The sequence below is a fragment of the Halomonas sp. DP3Y7-2 genome (assembly GCF_019800795.1).
Lineage (GTDB): Bacteria > Pseudomonadota > Gammaproteobacteria > Pseudomonadales > Halomonadaceae > Halomonas > Halomonas litopenaei_A.
This window is the reverse complement of sequence record NZ_JAHVKJ010000010.1, coordinates 696,853-716,731: the sequence shown is the minus strand read 5'-3', so window position 1 is coordinate 716,731 and position 19,879 is coordinate 696,853. Positions and strand designations below refer to the sequence as shown.

Annotated in this window: 17 protein-coding genes; 10 read left to right on the top strand and 7 right to left on the bottom strand. The window is 62.6% G+C overall.

Going from position 1 to position 19,879, the window contains the following annotated elements:
- Window positions 1–126: 126 nt before the first annotated feature.
- Genes KUV45_RS15545 through KUV45_RS15530 form a run of 4 tightly spaced genes read left to right on the top strand, consistent with a single transcriptional unit; the run spans window position 127 to window position 4,231 of the window.
- Window positions 127–921 (top strand): thermostable hemolysin, encoded by a 795-nt coding sequence (locus tag KUV45_RS15545; RefSeq protein WP_224851769.1) that lies wholly within the window; start codon window positions 127–129, stop codon window positions 919–921.
- Window positions 914–2,647 (top strand): AMP-binding protein, encoded by a 1,734-nt coding sequence (locus tag KUV45_RS15540; RefSeq protein ID WP_222162078.1) that lies wholly within the window; start codon window positions 914–916, stop codon window positions 2,645–2,647. Before KUV45_RS15545 ends, KUV45_RS15540 begins: the two co-directional genes overlap by 8 nt.
- The gene (locus KUV45_RS15535) at window positions 2,640–3,416 is read left to right on the top strand and encodes a TenA family transcriptional regulator (RefSeq protein ID WP_224851770.1); all 777 of its coding nucleotides are present in this window, start codon (window positions 2,640–2,642) and stop codon (window positions 3,414–3,416) included. Before KUV45_RS15540 ends, KUV45_RS15535 begins: the two co-directional genes overlap by 8 nt.
- A complete protein-coding gene (locus KUV45_RS15530; RefSeq protein WP_222162077.1) occupies window positions 3,413–4,231 on the top strand; it encodes an SDR family oxidoreductase in 819 nt (272 codons plus the stop codon). Before KUV45_RS15535 ends, KUV45_RS15530 begins: the two co-directional genes overlap by 4 nt.
- Here the strand turns inward: KUV45_RS15530 and KUV45_RS15525 are convergent.
- Window positions 4,222–5,124, bottom strand: a complete 903-nt coding sequence (locus tag KUV45_RS15525) for a LysR family transcriptional regulator (RefSeq protein ID WP_222162076.1) — start codon at window positions 5,122–5,124, stop codon at window positions 4,222–4,224. The genes KUV45_RS15530 and KUV45_RS15525 overlap by 10 nt on opposite strands.
- 150 nt (window positions 5,125–5,274) lie before the next feature.
- Here KUV45_RS15525 and KUV45_RS15520 point away from each other — a divergent pair, with 150 nt between their 5' ends.
- The 4 genes from KUV45_RS15520 to KUV45_RS15505 all read left to right on the top strand — a co-directional run bounded on the left by KUV45_RS15520 (window position 5,275) and on the right by KUV45_RS15505 (window position 10,711).
- Complete coding sequence (locus KUV45_RS15520) at window positions 5,275–6,366, top strand: 4-oxalomesaconate tautomerase (protein WP_222162075.1); 1,092 nt, start codon at window positions 5,275–5,277, stop codon at window positions 6,364–6,366.
- Window positions 6,367–6,479: 113 nt separating this feature from the next.
- Window positions 6,480–7,673: a tripartite tricarboxylate transporter substrate binding protein gene (locus KUV45_RS15515; RefSeq protein ID WP_224851772.1), complete on the top strand. Its 1,194-nt coding sequence runs from the start codon at window positions 6,480–6,482 to the stop codon at window positions 7,671–7,673.
- A 196-nt stretch (window positions 7,674–7,869) separates the two neighbouring features.
- Complete coding sequence (locus tag KUV45_RS15510) at window positions 7,870–9,834, top strand: tripartite tricarboxylate transporter permease (RefSeq protein WP_222162074.1); 1,965 nt, start codon at window positions 7,870–7,872, stop codon at window positions 9,832–9,834.
- A 376-nt stretch (window positions 9,835–10,210) separates the two neighbouring features.
- On the top strand, window positions 10,211–10,711 hold the full coding sequence (locus KUV45_RS15505; protein ID WP_222162073.1) for a hypothetical protein: 501 nt from the start codon (window positions 10,211–10,213) through the stop codon (window positions 10,709–10,711).
- 58 nt (window positions 10,712–10,769) lie between these two features.
- Here the strand turns inward: KUV45_RS15505 and KUV45_RS15500 are convergent, their stop codons facing one another.
- The 4 genes from KUV45_RS15500 to KUV45_RS15485 all read right to left on the bottom strand — a co-directional run bounded on the left by KUV45_RS15500 (window position 10,770) and on the right by KUV45_RS15485 (window position 14,701).
- Window positions 10,770–11,519 (bottom strand): FadR/GntR family transcriptional regulator, encoded by a 750-nt coding sequence (locus KUV45_RS15500; protein ID WP_308126717.1) that lies wholly within the window; start codon window positions 11,517–11,519, stop codon window positions 10,770–10,772.
- Window positions 11,520–11,634: 115 nt separating this feature from the next.
- Window positions 11,635–13,149 carry a tripartite tricarboxylate transporter permease gene (locus tag KUV45_RS15495; RefSeq protein ID WP_224851774.1) on the bottom strand — a complete coding sequence of 505 codons (1,515 nt, stop codon included), beginning with the start codon at window positions 13,147–13,149 and terminating at the stop codon, window positions 11,635–11,637.
- A complete protein-coding gene (locus tag KUV45_RS15490; protein ID WP_222162072.1) occupies window positions 13,149–13,619 on the bottom strand; it encodes a tripartite tricarboxylate transporter TctB family protein in 471 nt (156 codons plus the stop codon). The genes KUV45_RS15495 and KUV45_RS15490 overlap by 1 nt, the downstream gene beginning before the upstream one ends.
- 116 nt (window positions 13,620–13,735) lie before the next feature.
- Window positions 13,736–14,701: a tripartite tricarboxylate transporter substrate binding protein gene (locus KUV45_RS15485; RefSeq protein ID WP_222162071.1), complete on the bottom strand. Its 966-nt coding sequence runs from the start codon at window positions 14,699–14,701 to the stop codon at window positions 13,736–13,738.
- A 453-nt stretch (window positions 14,702–15,154) separates the two neighbouring features.
- On the opposite strand from KUV45_RS15485, the gene KUV45_RS15480 reads away from it, so the two are divergent.
- On the top strand, window positions 15,155–15,931 hold the full coding sequence (locus tag KUV45_RS15480) for an SDR family NAD(P)-dependent oxidoreductase (protein ID WP_222162070.1): 777 nt from the start codon (window positions 15,155–15,157) through the stop codon (window positions 15,929–15,931).
- Between the two features lie 25 nt (window positions 15,932–15,956).
- Window positions 15,957–17,543: an aldehyde dehydrogenase (NADP(+)) gene (locus KUV45_RS15475; protein WP_222162069.1), complete on the top strand. Its 1,587-nt coding sequence runs from the start codon at window positions 15,957–15,959 to the stop codon at window positions 17,541–17,543.
- 273 nt (window positions 17,544–17,816) lie between these two features.
- Here KUV45_RS15475 and KUV45_RS15470 read toward each other — a convergent pair whose 3' ends face one another.
- Together KUV45_RS15470 and KUV45_RS15465 are read right to left on the bottom strand one after the other, a co-directional pair.
- Window positions 17,817–19,346 carry a tripartite tricarboxylate transporter permease gene (locus KUV45_RS15470; RefSeq protein ID WP_222162068.1) on the bottom strand — a complete coding sequence of 510 codons (1,530 nt, stop codon included), beginning with the start codon at window positions 19,344–19,346 and terminating at the stop codon, window positions 17,817–17,819.
- A gap of 3 nt (window positions 19,347–19,349) precedes the next feature.
- On the bottom strand, window positions 19,350–19,859 hold the full coding sequence (locus KUV45_RS15465; protein WP_222162067.1) for a tripartite tricarboxylate transporter TctB family protein: 510 nt from the start codon (window positions 19,857–19,859) through the stop codon (window positions 19,350–19,352).
- Between the last annotated feature and the right edge of the window lie 20 nt (window positions 19,860–19,879).

Sequence of the window (19,879 nt, the reverse complement as noted above, 5' to 3'; positions counted from 1 at the left end):
GATGGCCCAGGGTCAGCACTGCGCTGCCAAAAGGCGATTCGCAACAGTTCGACAAGGAAGATTAAGCTTTCGATAAGCTTCGACACCTACAGTGATGGCCATGCCTTTCCCCATGGACGCGATGACATGGCCACACCACTCCCAGCCTCGAGGCAGGCCCTCTTCAGGCCCGCGCTAGACCAACACCAGGGCCCCACAGCCACACCGCCGACAAACATCGCGGTGGGTGTCACGGTCCCTGCTGCCTGCGCCTCGGCCAAGACGTTGGCCTGGCTTTCCGGCCAGCACAGCCAGGAGGCAGCCCACCTGGTGAGCACCGCCTTCCAACGTCGGCACAATGCTGTCGTCCGCCACCAGTATGCTCGCCTGCTGGCCCTCTACGCTGACAGCGGTGAGCTGCTGGCGACCACCGGGCTGAAGCGGGCGGATGAGGGCAGCTTGATGGTAGAGCGCTACCTGACGGCCCCCGTCGACCAGGTGCTAGCCTCCCAGGGGTTGGCCACGTCGGCCCCGACGCGTCACACCATCATGGAAGTGGGCGCCCTGTCGAGTGCCTCCCCCGGGGCTGGCCGACGCCTGATGCTGGCTCTGGTCCTCGTACTGGAACAGTTGAACATCGACTGGCTGGTCGTCACTGCGTCGCGTGACGTCAGGAATGGTCTCGGGCGCCTGGGCATTGCGCTAACGCCTCTTGGCAGCGCTCGCCGCCACTGCTTGCCTGCCACCGAGAACTGGGGACGCTACTACGAGGGGGACCCGAGGGTCGTGGTCATTCGGCCTCTGCAGGTCGCGCTGAGCATGCGCTCGACGCCAATGGGCAACATGCTCTTGTCCAGTGCCCCTCGGCTACCCGCCCACGCCGTGACGCCTACTCCGGCGCTGCCGCCAGTGCCAGCTCCGGAGTTCCATTGCCATGGATAACCTGCTGAAGCGGCTGGAACAACGGGCGACCCTCGCGCCACGTTCAGCGAGCCTGCGAGGCGCTACTGCCAGCGGCAAACTGGTGGCGCTGGATGCCCGCCAGTTGCACGATAGCGTCACCGCATTGGCACAGCAGCTTGCCCAGACAGGCGTTCGTCATATCGGTATTGCCGGCCACAACTCCCCCTCCTGGCTGGTCGCTCAACTGGCGGCTTGGCGCGCAGGATTACCTGTCACCCCGATACCCTCCTTCTTCAGCGATGATCAGGTGACCCACCTGCTCTCCACCACGGGCCTGGATGGCATCCTGATCACCGACGGCAGTTCACTTGACCGCTGGGTCGACGCTCGCCTACTGCCGGTCTTCGACCGCGGGCTCTTACCTGAACAGCAACCGCCCCACGGCATCGGCGTCGAACCCGACGTGGCCCTGTTTCAGCGGGCCAGCATTCCCGCTCCAATGCCCGCGGAAACACGCTTGATCACCTTCACCTCCGGCACCACGGGTACCCCGAAAGGCGTTTGTCTATCGGGCCCCCACCTTGAGTCGGTGCTACTCGGACTGGACGACCGATTGCAGGGCATTGAGCTGACACGACATGGCGTCGTGCTGCCATTGGCGGTGCTTCTTGAGCATCTGGCAGGGGCTCTGTACGCGCTTTGGAGAGGGGCAGAAGTGATCATCGACCCTCCTCAGGTGACCGGTCTCGAGGGCAGTGGCAACCTATCGTGCCCCCACTGGCAGCGCTGGCTAGCCGGTCGCCAACCCGACAGCTTGATCCTCGTCCCCGCCCTGTTGGCGGCTCTGTGCCAGATAGCTCGACAAGAAGACGACGCCCCATGGATGACATCGCTGAACCTGGTTGCCGTAGGCGGTGACCATGTACCTCCGGTACTGCTTGCCGATGCCAAAGCGCTGAAGCTGCCCGTCGCACAGGGCTACGGGATGTCCGAAATGGGCTCGGTGGTTTGCTTGAGTCGCCCCGATGAACCCCAGGATGGCCGCGTCGGGCGCCCGCTGAAAGGACGTGATATCACCACAGACCCATCGGGGCAGTTACTCGTGCATGGCCCACGCATGCTCGGCTATCTGGGCGAGGCGACTGATACAGGGCCTGGCCCAATGGATGTGCCCTGGCCCAGCGGTGATCTGGGTGAGCAGCGCCATGGCGGGCATTGGTACCTTAGCGGACGTCAACGCAATGTCATCATCCTGTCGACGGGACGCAACCTCAGCCCCGAGTGGATAGAGGCCGAACTGGCAACCCTTGCCGGTATCGACCGAGCCTTTGTCTTTGGCGATGGCCTGCCAGGCCTACTGGCGCTGATCTCTCTGTCATCCTGCCAGGTCGATACGACGGCCATCGATTCGGCCATCGCCTCACTCAACCAACGGCTACCAGATTACGCCAGGATCCGCGGCTGGGCAGCGTTGACCGCCGCGCTGCCCGGGCTACCCACGCCACTGTCAGAAGCCAGTCACGAACTGACCAGCAACGGCCGACTGCGCCGTGACAGTGTTCGCCTGCGCAGGCATCGCGATATGCAGCGCCTGGCGGAGCAAACCTTCTGTGAAGCGCCCCCGCCAGAGCAAACTCCATGCGATCCCTTGCACTCAATGCCTGGCGACAGCGCAGATAGCGTCACCAACTCCCTTGTTGAACCGCTCTACCGCTTCTCCCCTCAACGTGTTACCCGACAGCCAGGAAGGCCATCCGATGAATAACCCCATGCACGCAGTACCTGCCCCGGCAACCCCCCTGCCAGACACCGGTGCCCAGCCGGGCTTCTATCAGGCGCTGCTTGACGCCACCCAGGGCGAGCGGCAAAGGCTGATGAACGGAGCACTGGTCACGCGAGGCCTGGCGGGTGAACTTAGCCTGGGGGAATACCGTGCTTTCCTGGCCCAGGCCTATCACCATGTCAGCCACACCGTCACCTTGATGATGGCCTGTGGCAGCGAGCTTAGCCGGTACGCACCAGCGCTAGGACATCATCGCTATCAGGCGCTAGCCAATGCGCTTACCGACTACATCGAGGAAGAGAAGGGCCACGAGCAGTGGATTCTCGATGATCTTGAGGCGACCGGCATTGATCGCGAGGTAGCTCGCTCACGGCCGCCGCTACACGAGACCGAGCTGATGGTCGCCTACGCCTACGACAGCATTCGCAGACGCCATCCCCTCACCATGTTTGGCATGGTGCTCGTACTGGAAGGCACCAGCACATCGGCTGCCAGTCAGGCAGGCCGTGCCATCCGCGACAGTCTGGGGCTCGGCGACGATGCCTTCCATTATCTGTTCTCCCACGGTGAGCTCGATGTCTCGCACATGGCCTTCTTTGCCAAGCTGATGGACACGCTGACGTCGCCAGATGAACAGGCCCACATCATCCATGCGGCGAAGGCCTTCTATCGTCTCTATGGCGCCGTGCATGAAGCGGCGCTCCAGGACGCCACACACTGGCAGGGCCAGGTTTGCGAGGACGCACCATGAGCACCTTGTGCAATCAACGGGTGCTGCTCACGGGGGCTTCAGGTGGCATCGGCTCAGCGCTTGCCCGCCAACTTGATGAGGAGGGAGCCACCCTCTGGCTGGTGGGTAGAGATACCGGCAAGCTGCGCGCGCTAGTCAAACAGCTAGGTGGCGACCTGCCCCGGCACCGGCTACTGGGCGAGGTCGACCTTACCCTTCCCGCCGGGCGCCAACGGGTACTTTCCTGGCTGCAGGAAACGCCCTTGGAGCAGCGACCCTCGACGCTGATACAGTTGGCCGGCATCAATCACCTGGGGTGGTTTCAGCACCACCCACAACAGAACATCGCCGACATCCTGAACACCAACCTGACGTCGACCCTTCTGCTGACCCACACGCTGCTACCTCTTTTCCTTGAACAACCGGCCGCGACGCTTTACTTCGTGGGCTCGTTACTTGGCCACATCGGCCATCCGGGATACGCCGCCTACTGCGCCAGCAAGGCCGGGCTCAAGGGATTCACCGAGGCACTGGGGCGAGAGCTGGCAGCCACCTCGGTGCGCGTCCAGTACCTGGCTCCAAGGGCCACCCGCACCAGCATGAACGACAAGACGGCCGAGGCAATGAACGCCTCCCTCGGCAATGCGGTCGACACCCCCGAGGCCGTTGCCGATGCCATCGTCGCGCAACTGAAAAGCGGCCAACAGCGCAGGCGCCTGGGGGCAGCCGAGCGCCTGTTCGACGCGCTCAATGGTCTTGTACCAGGCGTGGTCGACAGGGGAATCAACAAGAAGCTGCCGCTCATTAGCCAGCACCTTGACCATACTCAGCCTTGATGCGTCCACTTCTCCAGCAGCAGGTCGATAAACAGCTGGGCAGTCCCCGAAATACTATGCAGATTGCTGCGCACCAGGCCGATGGTGCGCAGAATGCGTGGCTCGGGCAGTTCGCGCGAACACAAGATCTCGTGGTCCGGGCCCGGCATGGTCATGCGCGGCAGTATCGCCACCCCCAATCCAGACTCCACCAGCCCCAGCGACGTCGATAGATGCTGCACCTCGTAAAAGCTGTTGAGGTGGATGCCTTCGGCTGACATGGCACTGTCCAGCAGGGTGCGGTTGCCGCTATCGCGACTGACGGTGATCAGCCTTACCTGCTCCAGGTCGGCCCAGGCGATCTGCGTCTTGGCGGCCAGCGGATGATCCGATCGCAGCGCCAGTACGAAGGGGTCTCTCAGTAGCTGCGTAAACGACACTTCAGGGCGTTGAGCGCTGAACATGTTGATGCCGAAGTCCGCCTCACCACTGATAACCTTCTCCAGCCCTTCATTGGCGCTGACGTCGAGTATGCGAATCCGAATACCCGGCCAGGCCTCGCTGAACTCACGAATCACACTCGGCAAGAAGTAGAACGCGGCGGTCGGTAGACAGGCAATCGTGACCGTGCCGGTCTGGTGGGTGGCCAGCTCGCGAATGCCGAGAATCGAGGACTCGTACTCCTCGATCATGCGTCTAGCCCTCGGCAGGAAGTCCGCGCCAATGGCCGTCAGGCGAGTACGCCGCGTGGTGCGCTCCAGCAGGCTGACCTCCAGCAACTCCTCGAGTTTCTGAATTCGCCGCGAGAGCGCAGGCTGCGAGAGGTGCAGACGCTGTGCCGCTTCGTGGAACGACCCCAGCTCGGCGACTTGAATAAACGCTTGTAGATCAAGAAATTCCAGCCTGTGCAGCATATCTCTACTCTTGCATGATCGGTGATCCACTGATAACCATAGCGCATTAATCCGGCTTTCGCATTGATACATAAAGCTCTTTGCATTTGAAGCATCAAATGCCTGGTGACAAGCTGCTGTCATGACCTCCAACAACGACGTGACATCACCATGATGAACAGCATCCCCTGCATGATCATGCGAGGCGGCACTTCCAGAGGCCCCTTCCTGCGCATGTCAGACCTTCCCGAGGATGAGAAGGCTCGGGCAGATATCCTGATCAGCCTGATGGGATCCGGTCATGCCCTACAGATCGATGGCATAGGGGGTGGCGACCCACTGACCAGCAAGGTCGCCATCGTTGAGCGCTCGGCGCATCCCGATGCCGACGTGGACTACCTGTTTGCCCAGGTCGACGTGCTCAATCACCGCGTCGACTTCAATCCCAACTGCGGCAACATGCTGTCGGCGGTGGGGCCCTACGCGATTGAGTCCGGCCTGGTGGAACCGCAGCAGGATTTCACGCTGGTAAGGGTGCGCAACCTGAATACGCAGCGCTTGATCGAGTGCCATGTTCCGACCCAGGGCGGCCAGGTTCTCTACGATGGCGACACCCGTATCAGCGGCGTTCCCGGGACCTCGTCGGCCATTCAACTGAGCTTTCTTGATATCGTCGGGACCAAGACCTGTGGCCTTCTCCCCACCGGCAATGTGGTGGATCTGATCGATGGCGTCGCCGTGAGCTGCCTCGACGCAGCGACGCCCATCATCATGATCAGAGCGGAAGAGCTGGGGCTGACGGGGCACGAGTCCCCTGACCAGCTGGACGCGAACCGTCAGCTGCTGGCGCGTATAGAGCGCCTCCGCCGACACGCCGGCGAGCTGATGGGCCTGGGCGATGTCAGCCAGAGCGTGCTGCCAAAGCCGGTGCTGGTGTCCCCTGCACTGGAACAGGGACGCACCCTGTGCGCCCGCTATTTCGTGCCCCATCGCTGCCATAAGGCCATCGCCGTGACCGGCGCCATCGCCGTCGCGTCGTCAGTCAGCGTGCCGGGAACCGTAGCGAATCTGATCGCCGTTGGCGCGGGATCACTGGAAGCCAACGAGCTGGCCTCCCGGGTCAGTATCGAACACCCATCGGGCTTCATTGATCTGGAAGTCGAACACCGCGGCAGCAACGCCACCGACATCGCGCGCGCCTCGCTGATCCGAACCGCGCGCAAGATCATGGCCGGCACCCTGTTCTACGCCCTGCCCGATTGATCCGACTCAACCCGGTCCCGCTCTGGCCTCGTCGCATGACGATGATGTCAGCGCTACGGGCACTGCCGACAACGGCAGGCCCCTGATAACGACAACACAGAAGGAACCACGCCATGACCAAGCCAAAGCTTGTCTCTTTACAGCACCTCTCGCTCCAGCACTTCTCGCTACAGAACGTCTCGTCGCAGCCGTCTTCCTCGACGTCATCACCCTCAGTCTTTCGGCTTCGCGGCATGGCCCGCGCCACCCTGCTAGGCCTCGCGGTGTCCGCTGCGACGCTCTGCGGCACGGCCCACGCAGATGACGCCGATGTTCCTGGCAACATCAAATGGACAGTGCCTTTTGGCGTCGGTGGCGGCACCGACGTGTGGGCTCGCTTCTTCGCGCCCTGGCTCAGCGATTACCTGCCCGGCGAACCCACCATCATGATTGATAACGTCCCAGGTGGAGGCTCGATCAACGGAGCCAACCTGTTCGCCATGCGTGCCAAGACGGATGGCTCCCACTGGCTAGGCACCTCTGCATCGACTCAGTACCCGGCCATGCTGGGTGACCGCCGTGTTCGCTACGACTACCAGGAATGGACGCCGATCCTGGCCACGCCTACTGGCGGCGTGGTTTACGGCCAGCCGAGTCTCGGCGAAGACGCCGACGCCATTATTGATGCGATGCTCGACCAGCAGGTCAAGATCGCCGCCCAGAACCCGACCGGCCTGGAACTGCCAGTACTGATCGCTCTGGATCTGCTGGGCGCCGACGTCCAGGCCGTATTCGGCATGCGCAGCCGTGGCGAAGGTCGACTGGCCTTCGAGCGAGGTGAGGCCGACATCGACTTTCAAACCAGTTCAGCCTACTTGAGCAACGTCCTGCCGCTGGTGGAGTCCGGCAAGGCGGTCCCGCTGTTTTCGTTGGGGCTGCTTAACGATGAAGGCGAGATCGTACGTGACCCCGCCTTCCCCGACCTGCCCACCTTCAATGAAGTCTACGCCGCCCGCCACGGCGAAGCGCCAACAGGCCCTGCCTACGAAGCCTTTCGCAAGTTCTTCGCCTCGGGCTACGCGCTGCAGAAGCTGATTGTGGTCCCCAAGGACACCCCGGCAGACCTGATCGAGACCTATCGTGACGCAGCACTCGAGTTCATCGCTACCGACGCCTTCAAGCAGGACGCTGAAGCTCAGCTGGGACCCTATGATCCGGTGGTCGGCGAGGTCATCCAGCGCCACCTGGAAGACGCCATGAGCATTGATGATGCGACCCGTGAGTGGCTCACCCACTGGCTGAAGGAAAAACACAACGCCCAGATCTGAATGGCCCAAGCGCCGCGCAGTCCTCCTCCAGATACCAGCGGACTCCGGCGCTATCAGCGACTAACAGCAGCTTCTCCATTAGGACTGCCGAAAGGAGCTCGGCTCACCGCTCGGCTTACAGATCGACCACAACAACGTGACGATAACAGCGCTGGGGGCACGCCCCAGCGCTACGACAATACGAGAGTCCAACGCCATGCTTGATATCTTCCTCTCCAGCCTGGGACAGTTGTTCACCCTGTCCCATATGCTGTTCATGCTGCTGGGGGTGATGGTCGGCCTGATCGTCGGCATCATTCCCGGACTCGGGGGCATCGCTGGCATGTCCCTGCTGCTCCCTTTCCTCTACGGCATGGAGCCTACGGTGGCACTGGGCATGCTGATGGGACTGGTCGCCGTCATCCCGACTGGCGACACCTTTGCCTCCGTGCTGCTCGGCATCCCTGGCTCCAGCGCTTCTCAAGCCACCGTTATCGACGGTTTCTCGTTGGCCAAGAAGGGCCAGGCAGCCCGGGCCCTGTCCAGCGCCTTCCTGTCCTCCATGATCGGTGGCCTGATTGGTGCGGTGGTGCTGACCGGATTTATCCTGATCGCCCGCCCGCTGGTACTGTCCTTCTCGTCATCAGAGCTGTTCATGCTGACGCTGCTTGGCCTGTCCATGGTGGCGGTGCTGTCAGGCGCAGATCTGTTCAAGGGGCTTGCCGCCTGCGGGCTCGGCCTGCTGGTAGGCGGTATCGGCATGGCCCCGGCCACCGGTGAGTTTCGTCTCAATCTGGACATCGATTACCTGTTTGATGGCCTGCCTCTGGTCGTTGTCGGCCTGGGCATCTTCGCCCTGCCCGAGATCATCGACCTGCTGGTCAAACGTGGCGCTATCGCCGAAAAGCCCTGCCGCCTTGGTGAAGGCTGGCGCCGCGGCATCCAGGATGTTGGCCAACAGCGTGGCCTGGTCGCCCGCTGCGCCGCCATCGGCAGTCTGGTGGGCACCATTCCTGGCCTGGCGGGCTCTGTCGTCGACTGGCTGACCTATGGTCATGCGGTCCAGACCGCCAAGGACAAGTCCGCATTTGGCAAGGGCGACATTCGTGGCGTCATCGCCCCGGAATCCGCCAACAACGCCTGCGCCTGCGGCGCCATGGTACCAACACTGCTGTTCGGGGTACCGGGCTCGGGCACTGCCGCCGTGTTTCTCGGCGGTCTCTTGCTGCTGGGCCTGCAACCTGGCGTTGGCATGATCGAGACCCATCTTGATCTGACGTACACCATCATCTGGTCACTGGCCCTTGCCAACATCCTTGGCGCCGCCATGTGCTTGCTCCTGGCACGCCCGGTGGCCAACCTGACCCGGGTGCCCTTCGCCACCCTGGCCCCCTTGATCACCGTGCTCATCATCTTCGCCGCCTTCCAGGCGACGCGAGCCACCGGTGATCTGTTGGCGCTGGGTGCCATCGGCGTCATCGGCGTGCTGTTCAAGCGCGCCAACTGGTCACGCCCCGCCTTCCTGATCGGCTTCGTCCTCGCCCCAGGGGCTGAGGCCTACTTCTACCAGGCGGTACAGTTTCAGGGTGCTGACGCCTTCCTGCGTCCCGGTGTGCTGATCATCGGCGCCATGATCCTGGCTGCGCTGTTCATCCCGATCATTGGTGCCGGCGTCAAGAAACGCCGCCAGGCCATGTCTGTCGGGGCCGCTGCTACCCAGACCAACGACGACGTGGCGCCGCACCAGCTCGGCATCATCGACATCATCCTGCTGGTGGCCCTGCTGGTCCTGGCGGCCAGCGCCTGGATCAACGTCTCCGAGCTGTCACTCATCGGCGGCATCATGCCCCGCCTGGCCATCGCCATCATGGCCGTGGCCTGTCTGGCGGAAGTGGCGCGCAGCGTGATTCGCCGTCCCCGCTGGCAGCAGCAAGGTCTGGAGCGTGAAAGCGTCTGGCTCATCGGGTTCTTTGCGCTGGTCGGTGCCATGCTCTCGATCGGCTTTATCACCACCGCCACGCTGTTCACTCTGGTCTTCCTGCTGGCTATTGCCAAGCTGCGGTGGTGGTTGGCCCTGCTGATGGCCATGGGGGTGACGGGATTCCTGGTCAGCATGGCAACCTTCCTCACCCTGACCTACCCGCAAGGCTTGCTGGACCCGCTGCTGTTCGGTTGGCTCTAGGCCCGTCCGCAATCCATACAAGGCTCCGTCCCGCAGCAGTCTCCCGGCGGAGCCTTCTTTATCGACGCAGTGCCGACACTCGCCTCGGGATTCAGCACTCGCTACCCAGCCAGATACTTGTCTCGTCCCCAGATAAACCTAGCGGGAGCCAACATCTGAAGCCACCCTGGCAACGTTCGCAGGAATTATGCGGAAACACCCAGATGTCGCTCCCAAGCTTGCTCTATCGCCCCTGCCCGGCGGTAGACTCGAGTATCACTCTCCTCTCATGCAGCAGGAAACATCGACACTCACCCGTTCTCGTCGCCTGACCTCTGCCGGCCTCGACAATCTCCAGCCTGCGATCACCAGCCCCTCTCTGACATGGAGGCATCCCATGGACCTGGTAGAGAAACTCATCGCTGAACCGACCGATGATATCTTTGATCTTCTGCTGGCCGATGACAAAGAGGTCTTCTGGGTCGACTGGCGAGATAACGACGCCGTGCTGGCTGACTACTGCGAGGCCGTCGCCCACACCGGTATGCTGGGCTCCCACTGGATCGACGACGTGCTGACCATCACCTACGCAGAACGGTCACGGGCAGTGCCGCTGACCCAGTCACCGGGGGACCGGCACATCACGTTGATGACGATCAACGAACTGATGGCCCCTGACTACAGCATCAGAATGGTATGGGAATCGGAAGGCAGCGATACCCTGGCCTTCAGCGTGCTGCCAGAGGCCAGGTGGGCCGAATTGGAAGCGCAATATGGGAGCGCTGCGGTGGATCGGGCCTTTCTCACCCTGACTCACGACATCAATCCCTTCATCGATGCCCTGCACGTCCGGCGCCCAACGGGCAAGGAGCGTCGCTGGTGGACATTCTGGCGATAGCCGGCTCTGAGGGTTCATCGATTCCATGGAGCCTGCCAGGCGCACGCCAGACGAGTGGCTAACGCGTGCCTTCAAACATCCGATGTCGGGCATTGTCGATATGGGCGCGCATGGCGGCTTCAGCAGCCTCTCCATCCTTGGCGGCGATGGCGTCGACGATGGCCAGATGTTCGTCCTGTACCAGTCGCAGGCGCGCCTGCGACGCCATCAGTGACAGCCCACGAGTCAGGTTCATCCCTTCCTTGATACTCTCGTTGAGCGACTTCAATACGGTGGTGTAGTAGTGGTTGCTGGCCGCTTCGGTAATCGCCAGATGGAAGCGATAGTCTTCGTCGGTAGCCAGATCGTGGCGAGCATTGGCCTCATCGATGATGTCGTAGCAGCGACGAATCTGGTCGAGCTGTTCCTGGGTGCGTCGCAACGCCGCCAGATGTGCTGCCCGCGCTTCGACGTTGGTGCGAAACTCAAAGCAGCGCTGAATGTCGGCAATGCTTGAGATAGGCGCAAACTTGAGCACCGCGCTGTCAGGCTGACGAATGACAAAGCTGCCGGAGCCGCGCCGGGACACCACCAGCTCATCCTCCTTGAGTCGGGCCAGGGCATCGCGCAGCACCGGACGAGAGACTTCATAGCGACGGCACAGCTGCGCCTCGGTGGGCAACTTCTCATTGACCGGATACTGGCCTTCGATGATCGCTTCCAGAATCTTCTCGTAGACCGCCGAAGCCAGTGAAAATTTCGCCTCTAATGCCATCTTGCCTTGCTCCGGATCTCTTGTTCCCTGGAAGTTGCCCGTCCGGCTCGTCACTCCGCCGTGGCCCCCTCCCTTTTTACCATCGCAAACGGCGCCCTGCACTGGACCTTGAGGTCGCACCCGGCCGCCTTTCGCCGTTCCTTGCCCCAACACTGGCGCATTTTCCCGCTCAGGCCACCGTCTTGGCCTTGCCGGGCCTGCTAGCCTGACGCCCCTTCCAGATGCCGTTGGCAATGATCAGGGTCCAGGTCAGAATCGCCAGCCCCGCCAGCACCATGGCGATGGGCCGGTCGACGAAGGCCATCAGGTCGCCGTCGGACTTGAGGATCGAGCGCATGAAGTTGCTCTCGATGATGGGACCGAGGATAAAGGCTAGAATCAGCGGACCCAGCGGGAAGTCGTTCTCCATCAGGAAGACCCCGACCAGCCCCAGGCCGAGCATGATCCAGACGTCGAACATGCTGTTGTTGGCAGAGAAGGCACCCACGATACAAAACATCAGGATCAATGGGTAGAGAACCCCTGTGGGCACCGCCAGCAACCTGCCGGCCCCCTTGATCGCCATCAGCCCCAGCGGCAGCAGCAGCAGATTGGCCAGCACGAACACCATGAAGATGGCGTTGACCAGGGCACCCTGCTCGGTGAAGACGTCCGGGCCCGGGGTGATGCCCTTGGTGGTCAGCACGCCGATGATGATAGCGGTGACGGTATCCCCGGGAATGCCGAACACCAGCGCCGGGATATAGGCGCCGGACAGGGCCGCGTTGTTGGCGGCGCTGGCCGAGACCAACCCCTCTGGATGACCGGTACCGTACTTCTGTGGCTCACGGGACAGCTTGCGGCTGATGGCATAACTGATCCAGGACGCGATATCGGCGCCGGCGCCGGGCAGCGCCCCGATCATGGTGCCAAGCAGGCCCCCTCGGGCAACGCCCCCCTTGTAGCGCCAGGTTGTCCCGGCAACGCCGTCCAGCAGCTTGCCCTTGGGCGTTTCCACGTTGGCGGCGCTCTGTCCCGCCCCAGGCAGGCTGCGCAGCAGTTCAGTAATGGCAAACAAACCAATCAGCACCGGCAGCAACGAGATACCGGCAAGCAGGTCATAGCTGCCCATGGTGAAGCGCATCTGGCCGGACACGCTGTCCATGCCGACCATCGCCAGAGACAGGCCGATCAGCATCGAAATAGCGCCCTTGAGCGGATCGCCACCGGCCACCAGGATGGCGCAGGACAGCCCCAACAAGGCCAGCCAGAAATACTCGTCACTGGTGAATTGCAGCGCAAATTCAGCGATCCGCGGGGCAAACAGGGCAAGCACCGCTACGCCAATAATGCCACCCAGCATCGAGCAGGTGACGTTGATGCCGAGGGCAAGCCCCAACTTGCCCTTCTTGCCCAGAAGATAGGCCTCGTCGGCATAGACCGCAGACGCCGGCGTACCCGGCATCCTCAGCAGCGCCCCAGGTATATCACCCGCGACGATGGCCATGGCGGTGGCTGAGACGATGGCGGCGATCGCCGGCAGCGGCTCCATGAAAAAGGTCACCGGCACCAGCAAGGCGGTCGCCATGGTCGCGGTAAGACCAGGAATAGCGCCCATGAACAGCCCGAACAGGGAGGCCGCGATGATCACCAGGATCACCTCGGCGTCGAGCACCATGGAGGCAGCTTGCAGTAATTCGTTCATCAGTAGAGCACCTGTTCAAGCAGTCCGGGAGCCAGGGGGACGTGCAGCACCTGGGCGAACAGCATCCAGATCACTGCCGTCGCCATCACCGCGATCAGCAGCGCGCGGCCCCAGCCGCGGCGGTGATACATCCGGAACAGCAGCGTCAACAGCGTCACCGCCACCACCGGAAAGCCGAGCACCGGAGTCAGCAGCACATAGGCAATGACGCTCGCCACCACCGCACCGAGCGCCAGCAGGAAGGGGCGCCCGGCCACCTTGCCCGACCAGCGCACCAAGGCCTGGCGCTGTCGCAAGCCCTTGAGGATCAGCAGCCCCCCCATCAGCAACAACAGCCCGCCGACCACCTTGGGAAAGGTCCCGGCGCCGTAGACCTGCCGCGGCAATGGGCTCAAATCGGCAGAAGCCACGATGAGGGCAGCCCCCAAGGCCGCCGCCATGGTTCCTGATATTGCATCACTGGTACGCATGAGACATGTCTCCTTGATGCAGACGCATCAGCGGAGAGGCGCCGCCCAAGCGGCGCTTCTACAAAGTGTCACTGACGGTCCCCACCCACCATCAGCAGGTGAAGACCGAAGGTCGATCACTGGGCCAGGCCCAGCTTGTCGATGATGGATGCGTTGTTGGCGTCCTGTTCGGCCATGAACGCCTCGAAGCCTTCCGGTCCTTCCCATACCGCACCGAAACCGCGGCCTTCCATGAACGCCTGGAAGTCCTCGGAGTTCCACACGGCCTCAGCCGCGCTCAGCAGGCGCTCGGTGACGTCTTCTGGCAGCCCCTCGGGGCCGACCAGGCCACGCCAGGAACCGTGGGACCAGTCATCGCCGGTCACCTCGCCAGCGGCGGGAATATCGGGGAAGGCGTTCTCACGCTCGCTGGATAGCACCGCCAGCGTGCGCACACGATCAGACTCACGCATGGACTCCGTTTCCGGCAGCGACGAGAAGACAATATCGACACCGCCCGCAGCCAGCTCCTGCAGACCTGGCGCCGCCCCCTCACTGGGCACCAGGTTGACGGTGTTGGGATCGATGCCTTGCTGATCAAGGAAGCCGGCAAAGGACAGGTGGTAGGCGGCACCCGGCGCGGAGCCCGACACGGTGTACTCGTTGGGTGACTCGGCCAGATCCGCCAGCGCCTCTTCCAGGTTCTGCCAGGGCGCCTCGGCGTTGACGGTAAAGGCGGCGTAGTCGAGGTTGAGCAGCGCGATCGGGGTAAAGTCTTCGTAGGACAGATCCGCGGTGCCGATGTGCCGATAGGTAGCGATCTCAGCGGTACCCAGGCCGAGGGTGTAGCCGTCCGGACGCGCCATCTTCATCGCCATGTGACCGACCACACCGGAGCCGCCGGTGCGGTTGACCACATTGACCGGTTGCCCCAGCTCCTGCTGCAGCCCGGCAGCGAACTGTCGACCCACGGCGTCGGTGCCGCCGCCGGCAGACCAGGGCACAATCAGGGTGATCGGCTTGGTGGGATAGTCGTCACCGACCGCGACCGAGGAGGTCGCCACCAGCAGGGAAGCACATAGCAGGCGTGGAAGCGTTCGCATGGGTTATCTCTCTTGTCAGCTAGCGTCGGAAGCTCCGGCGTCAACGCATTTGCTCGGCACCGGAATGAACGCTTGCAAGAGTGCCCTCGGACCGTAAAACAGACAAGTTATTACAACTTATACTTTATGCTAACGGGAACAGGACAGACGCATCATCTAGACGCAAAAGCGCTTAAAAACCCGCACACGAAATCGAATGAAAATGTTACAAAACAGTATTTTGAACAATCACAAACAAAACACATCGCAAGCCTGACACAGCACTTAACCTCTCCACTCACCACCCCAACAAGACCAAAGTACGAGCCCTACTTGTTCTTATTTGTTTGAAGACCATAAGACTCTGGGCTAAGGTTGGCTGCACAACATCGAGGGTGGCGCCCTGCGCCCTCCCCGCACCGAACCATCCCATGATGCGGCCTGTCGTAGGCCCGCTTAGTTCAGGAGCATTTCATGTTCGCCGACCTCAACGACAAGACCGTCCTTATCACCGGCTCCACCAAGGGCATCGGGCGCGCCGCCGCCGTCGCCTTCGCTCGCGAAGGTGCCATCGTCGGCATCAACAGCAGCCAGAAGGACGCCGCCGCCGAGGAGCTGATTGCCCAGCTGGAGTCTGAAGGTGCGCGCTTCGCCTACTATGAGCGCGACCTGACCAAGAGCGGCGAGTGCGAGACCCTGGTCAACGAATTCGTCGAGCAGTTCGGCAGCCTCGACGTGCTGGTCAACAACGCCGGCGGCCTGGGTGTACGCAAGGGTCTCGAGTCCCTTGAAGACGACGATTTCAACCTGGTCATGGACCTGAACCTGCGTTCGGTGATCATGACCACCCGCTTCGCCATGCCGCACCTGAAGGCCTCTGCCGAGAAGCGCGGAGAGACCGCCAGCGTCATCAGCACCGGATCCATCGCCGGACGCGAAGGCGGCGGCCTGGGCGCCTCTCTGTACGGCGGCTCCAAGGCCATGCTGCATAACCTCCACCGCAACTGGGTCAAGGAATTCACCAAGGACAAGGTGCGCTTCAACATCGTCGCACCGGGCACTATCGACACCGCCTTCCACGCCGACAAGAGCCCCGAACTGATGGCAAAAATCGCCTCCACTATCGCCATGGGTCGTGTCGGCACCTCCGAGGAAGTGGCGCCGTCGTTCCTGTTCCTGGCCTCCCACGCCGCCAGCGGTTACATCACTGGCCAGGTGATCGACGTCAACGGCGGCCAGATGTGCCCCTGAGCGCCCCTTCGAACAGGAGATGGTCATGACACTTGAAGGACACCAGTTGATCGGCTTCCGGTCGTTGGCAGGCGATGTTGGCGAACGCGGTATCGCCGCCATCAATCCCGCCTCGGGAGACATGCTGTCACCCACCTACCCCAGCGCGGGGGCCGCCGAGATCGAGCGAGCTTGCCAGCTGGCGGAAGATGCCTTCCTGCCATACCGACAGCTACCACTTGGTGATCGAGCCCGCTTTCTGGACACCATCGCCGACCACATCGATGCCCTGGGTGATGCTCTGACCGAGCGCGCCATGGCCGAGACCGGCCTGCCCAAGGCCCGACTGGAAGGCGAGCGCGGCCGCACCTGCGGGCAGCTCCGGCTGTTCGCCGAGGTGCTGCGCAGTGGCGAATTCCTGGGCGTGCGCGTGGAGGATGCCCTTCCTGAACGCACGCCCATGCCACGCCCAGCGCTGGCTCAGCAGCAGGTGCCAGTGGGTCCCGTGGCGGTATTTGGCGCCAGTAACTTCCCGCTGGCATTCTCAGTGGCAGGAGGCGACACCGCTTCTGCCCTCGCAGCGGGCTGTCCGGTGATCGTCAAGGCTCACTCCGCTCATCCTGGCACCTCGGAGCTGGTCGGACGTGCCGTTCAGCAAGCCGCGCGGGAGTGCGACATGCCCGAAGGAGTCTTCTCGCTGCTTTACGGCAGCGGCCGCGAACTCGGTCAGGGCCTGGTGCGAGACCCACGCATCCAGGCGGTTGGCTTCACCGGCTCACGCACTGGGGGTACTGCGCTACTTCGCACCGCCCAGGCGCGCCCGCAGCCGATCCCGGTTTACGCCGAGATGAGCAGCATCAACCCTGTTTTGCTGTTGCCACACCAGCTGGAAACGGCGGCTGAGGATCTGGGTGAGGCCTTCGTCGCTTCTCTGACCATGGGAGCCGGGCAGTTCTGCACCAACCCGGGCCTGATCCTGGCACTGTCCGGCCATGCCCTGGAACGCTTTGTCGACCAGGCCGGCAAGGCGGTCAGAGAGGTGGGGCCCCAGTTGATGCTGACTCCTGGCATTCACGCCGCCTACCAGCAGGGCGTAGCCCAACTCGCCGATCAGCCGGACGTTGCCCTGGTCGCCAAGGGCAAGGATACCGGGCACCTCGCCTGTCCCTGCCAGCCGCACCTTTTCCGCACCAGCGCCAGCGCGTTCATCGGCAATGACGCTCTGCACGACGAGGTGTTCGGCGCCTGCGCACTGATCGTCGAATGTGCGTCGGTAGAACAGATGACGCAGGTGCTGAGTGCCCTGGAGGGCCAGCTAACCGCCACAGTCCACCTGGACCAGGCCGACCATGCGCTAGCCGAGCGGTTACTGCCACTGCTCGAACGCCGCGCTGGCCGCATCCTGTTCAACGGCTGGCCCACCGGCGTCGAGGTGTGTCACACCATGGTCCATGGCGGCCCCTGGCCCGCGACCTCCGACACGCGCACCACCTCGGTGGGCAGTGCCGCTATCCAGCGTTTCTTGCGCCCGGTGTGCTATCAGGCGCTGCCCGAGGCGCTGGCGCCGGACAGTCTCAAGGCCGACAACCCGCTGGGCCTGCCACGCCAGGTCAACGGCAAGCGCCAGGGCTAGGCCTTTCGAAAGACCGGCCTAGCCGCCACGCTTGCCAGGGTCGCGGGACCCAAGAGAAGACCGCCACCACGAAGACAAGAAGGCCCTCGCCACCGGCGAGGGCCTTCTTGTTGATAGCGGTCATCGGTGCCTGGCGGCCCATGGCCCCTTCTCTCTCCCCCCCAAAGGCGAGTTGATTCAGACACGGCCGTGCCTTCGGGGTCGTGCAACAAAACGCCTGACCCCGTCGACGTGACAGGATCAGGCGCGAAGGTATGCCAGGTATCGCCGCCCTCAGCCGGTGCTTTCGCGACGTTTGAGCTGTACTGGCTTGCGGATTGCCAGGAAGTAGACAAAGACGCCGGTCAGCACCAAGAAGAACAGGCTATCAGGCTGGGTCACAAACACCGTCAGGTCGCCATTGGACAACGTCAGCGCACGCCGCAGGTACTCTTCCAGGCCTGGGCCGAGAATGAAACCCAGCAGCAGGGTTACCACCGGGTAGCCGTGCTTGCGCAGATAGAAGGCCAGCACCCCCATGATCAGGGTCATCATCATCTGGAAGGTGGAGTAAGTGGCCACATAGCTGCCCACCACTGCCAGCATGGCGATCGAGCCGAACAGCACGTCGCGGCGAATGCGCACAATACGGATGAAGTACGGACCCAGCAGGTACATCGTCAACGGAATCAGGATCAAGGCGCTGAAGATCAGGGCCGCCAGCATCGGGGCGATTAACCCGGCCTGGGACTCCATCAACTGGGGTCCGGGCTGGATGCCGTTGATCACTAGCACGCCAAGCACGATCGCGGTAATCGGATCACCCGGTATACCGAAGGTCAGCATCGGCACCAGGGCACCGCCACACACCGCATTGTTGGCGCTTTCCGCTGCGGCAATTCCCTGGGGATTGCCCTTGCCGAAAGTGTCAGGCTCTTTCGAGGTACGTACCGCTTCCACGTAGGCCAGAAAGCCGCCCATGGAGCCACCTGCGCCGGGCAGGGTGCCGACCAGGTAGCCGATGGTCGAGGATTTCAGGTAGCAGGCGGCGCCGATACGACGAATCGCCGAGCGCGAAGGGATGAAGTCGCGACGGCGAATCTTTGCCACCCCCTTCAACTTCTCACGAATACTCAAGGCCTTGTCGTTCTCGGCCAACTGTGTCAGTAGCTCACTGATAGCAAAGGTGCCGATAATGACGGGCATCAGATCGATACCTGCCGCCAGGTCACCGCTACCAAAGCTGAACCTGGCCACCGGCACCATGGCATCGAGCCCCACCGTCGCCAACATCAACCCGAGGCACGCGGCAATGCCGGCACGGCGGACGTTGCCCCGCTGGGCAATGACAATCACGATCAGCGCAAACAGGATCAGCGCGCACTTGCCAGTGGTCTGCACCAGCAGCGACAGGTCAGCGATCAAGGGCGCCAGCAGCACCAGCAGTACCGCTCCGAAGACGCCCCCGATCATCGAGGCGAAGGAGGCATGCCCCAGCGCCAGAGGCCCTTCGCCCCGCTGCTGCATGGGATAGCCTTCCAGGGCGGTCATCATCGACGAGGGAGCACCGGGAATATTGATGGTAGTGGCGGTGATACTGCCGCCGCACATGCCGGCCATATAAATGCTGGCACAGGCCATCAGCGCGGTGGTCACGTCAAGGCTATAGGTCAGCGGCAGCAGCAGCGCCAACGCCAGGGTGGCGGTGAGTCCTGGAATCGCCGAAAACACAGTGCCGATCAGAAAGCCGGCCACCACGTAGAACATTACGGTGGGGTTGAGCAGCAGAGCAAAGCTCGCTACCACTTGTGTCAGAAAATCCATGGCTCACCCCCATAGCGCCGGTAGACGTACATTGAAGATCTGCTGGAACAGCAGGTAGCCCACCCCGGTGATGGCCATGGCGATCGCTACCTTCGACAGCCACCTATCGACGCCAGAGAACAGCATCATCACCGTCAGCACGTAGATCAGGGTAGACAGCAGGTATCCAATCCCCTGAAAGGCCAGGACATACACCAGCGTTGCGAGCATCAACAGAAGCTCAGGCGAAAAGCGATGTGCCCGCGCTTGCACCGTCGCTTGCGATGCGTCCGAGGCTGTCGCTGCAAGGTTCTCGTGAACCGCAGAACGCCATTGCAACAGGCACAGCACGCTCGCCAGCGCACCTATCAGTAAAGGAAAGAAGGACGGCGTCAGCTTGCCGTTTTGCAGCGGTGGCCCCATGGTCAAGGTGACGATGAGGTAACCGAGCGACATCAGCGCCAGGACACCATGAAAGCAGGCGGCGCCGGTGCCCAGTGCACGCGCCATCGTGGGGACAGAAAATCGGGACATAGGGAACCTCTCTCGGCCCC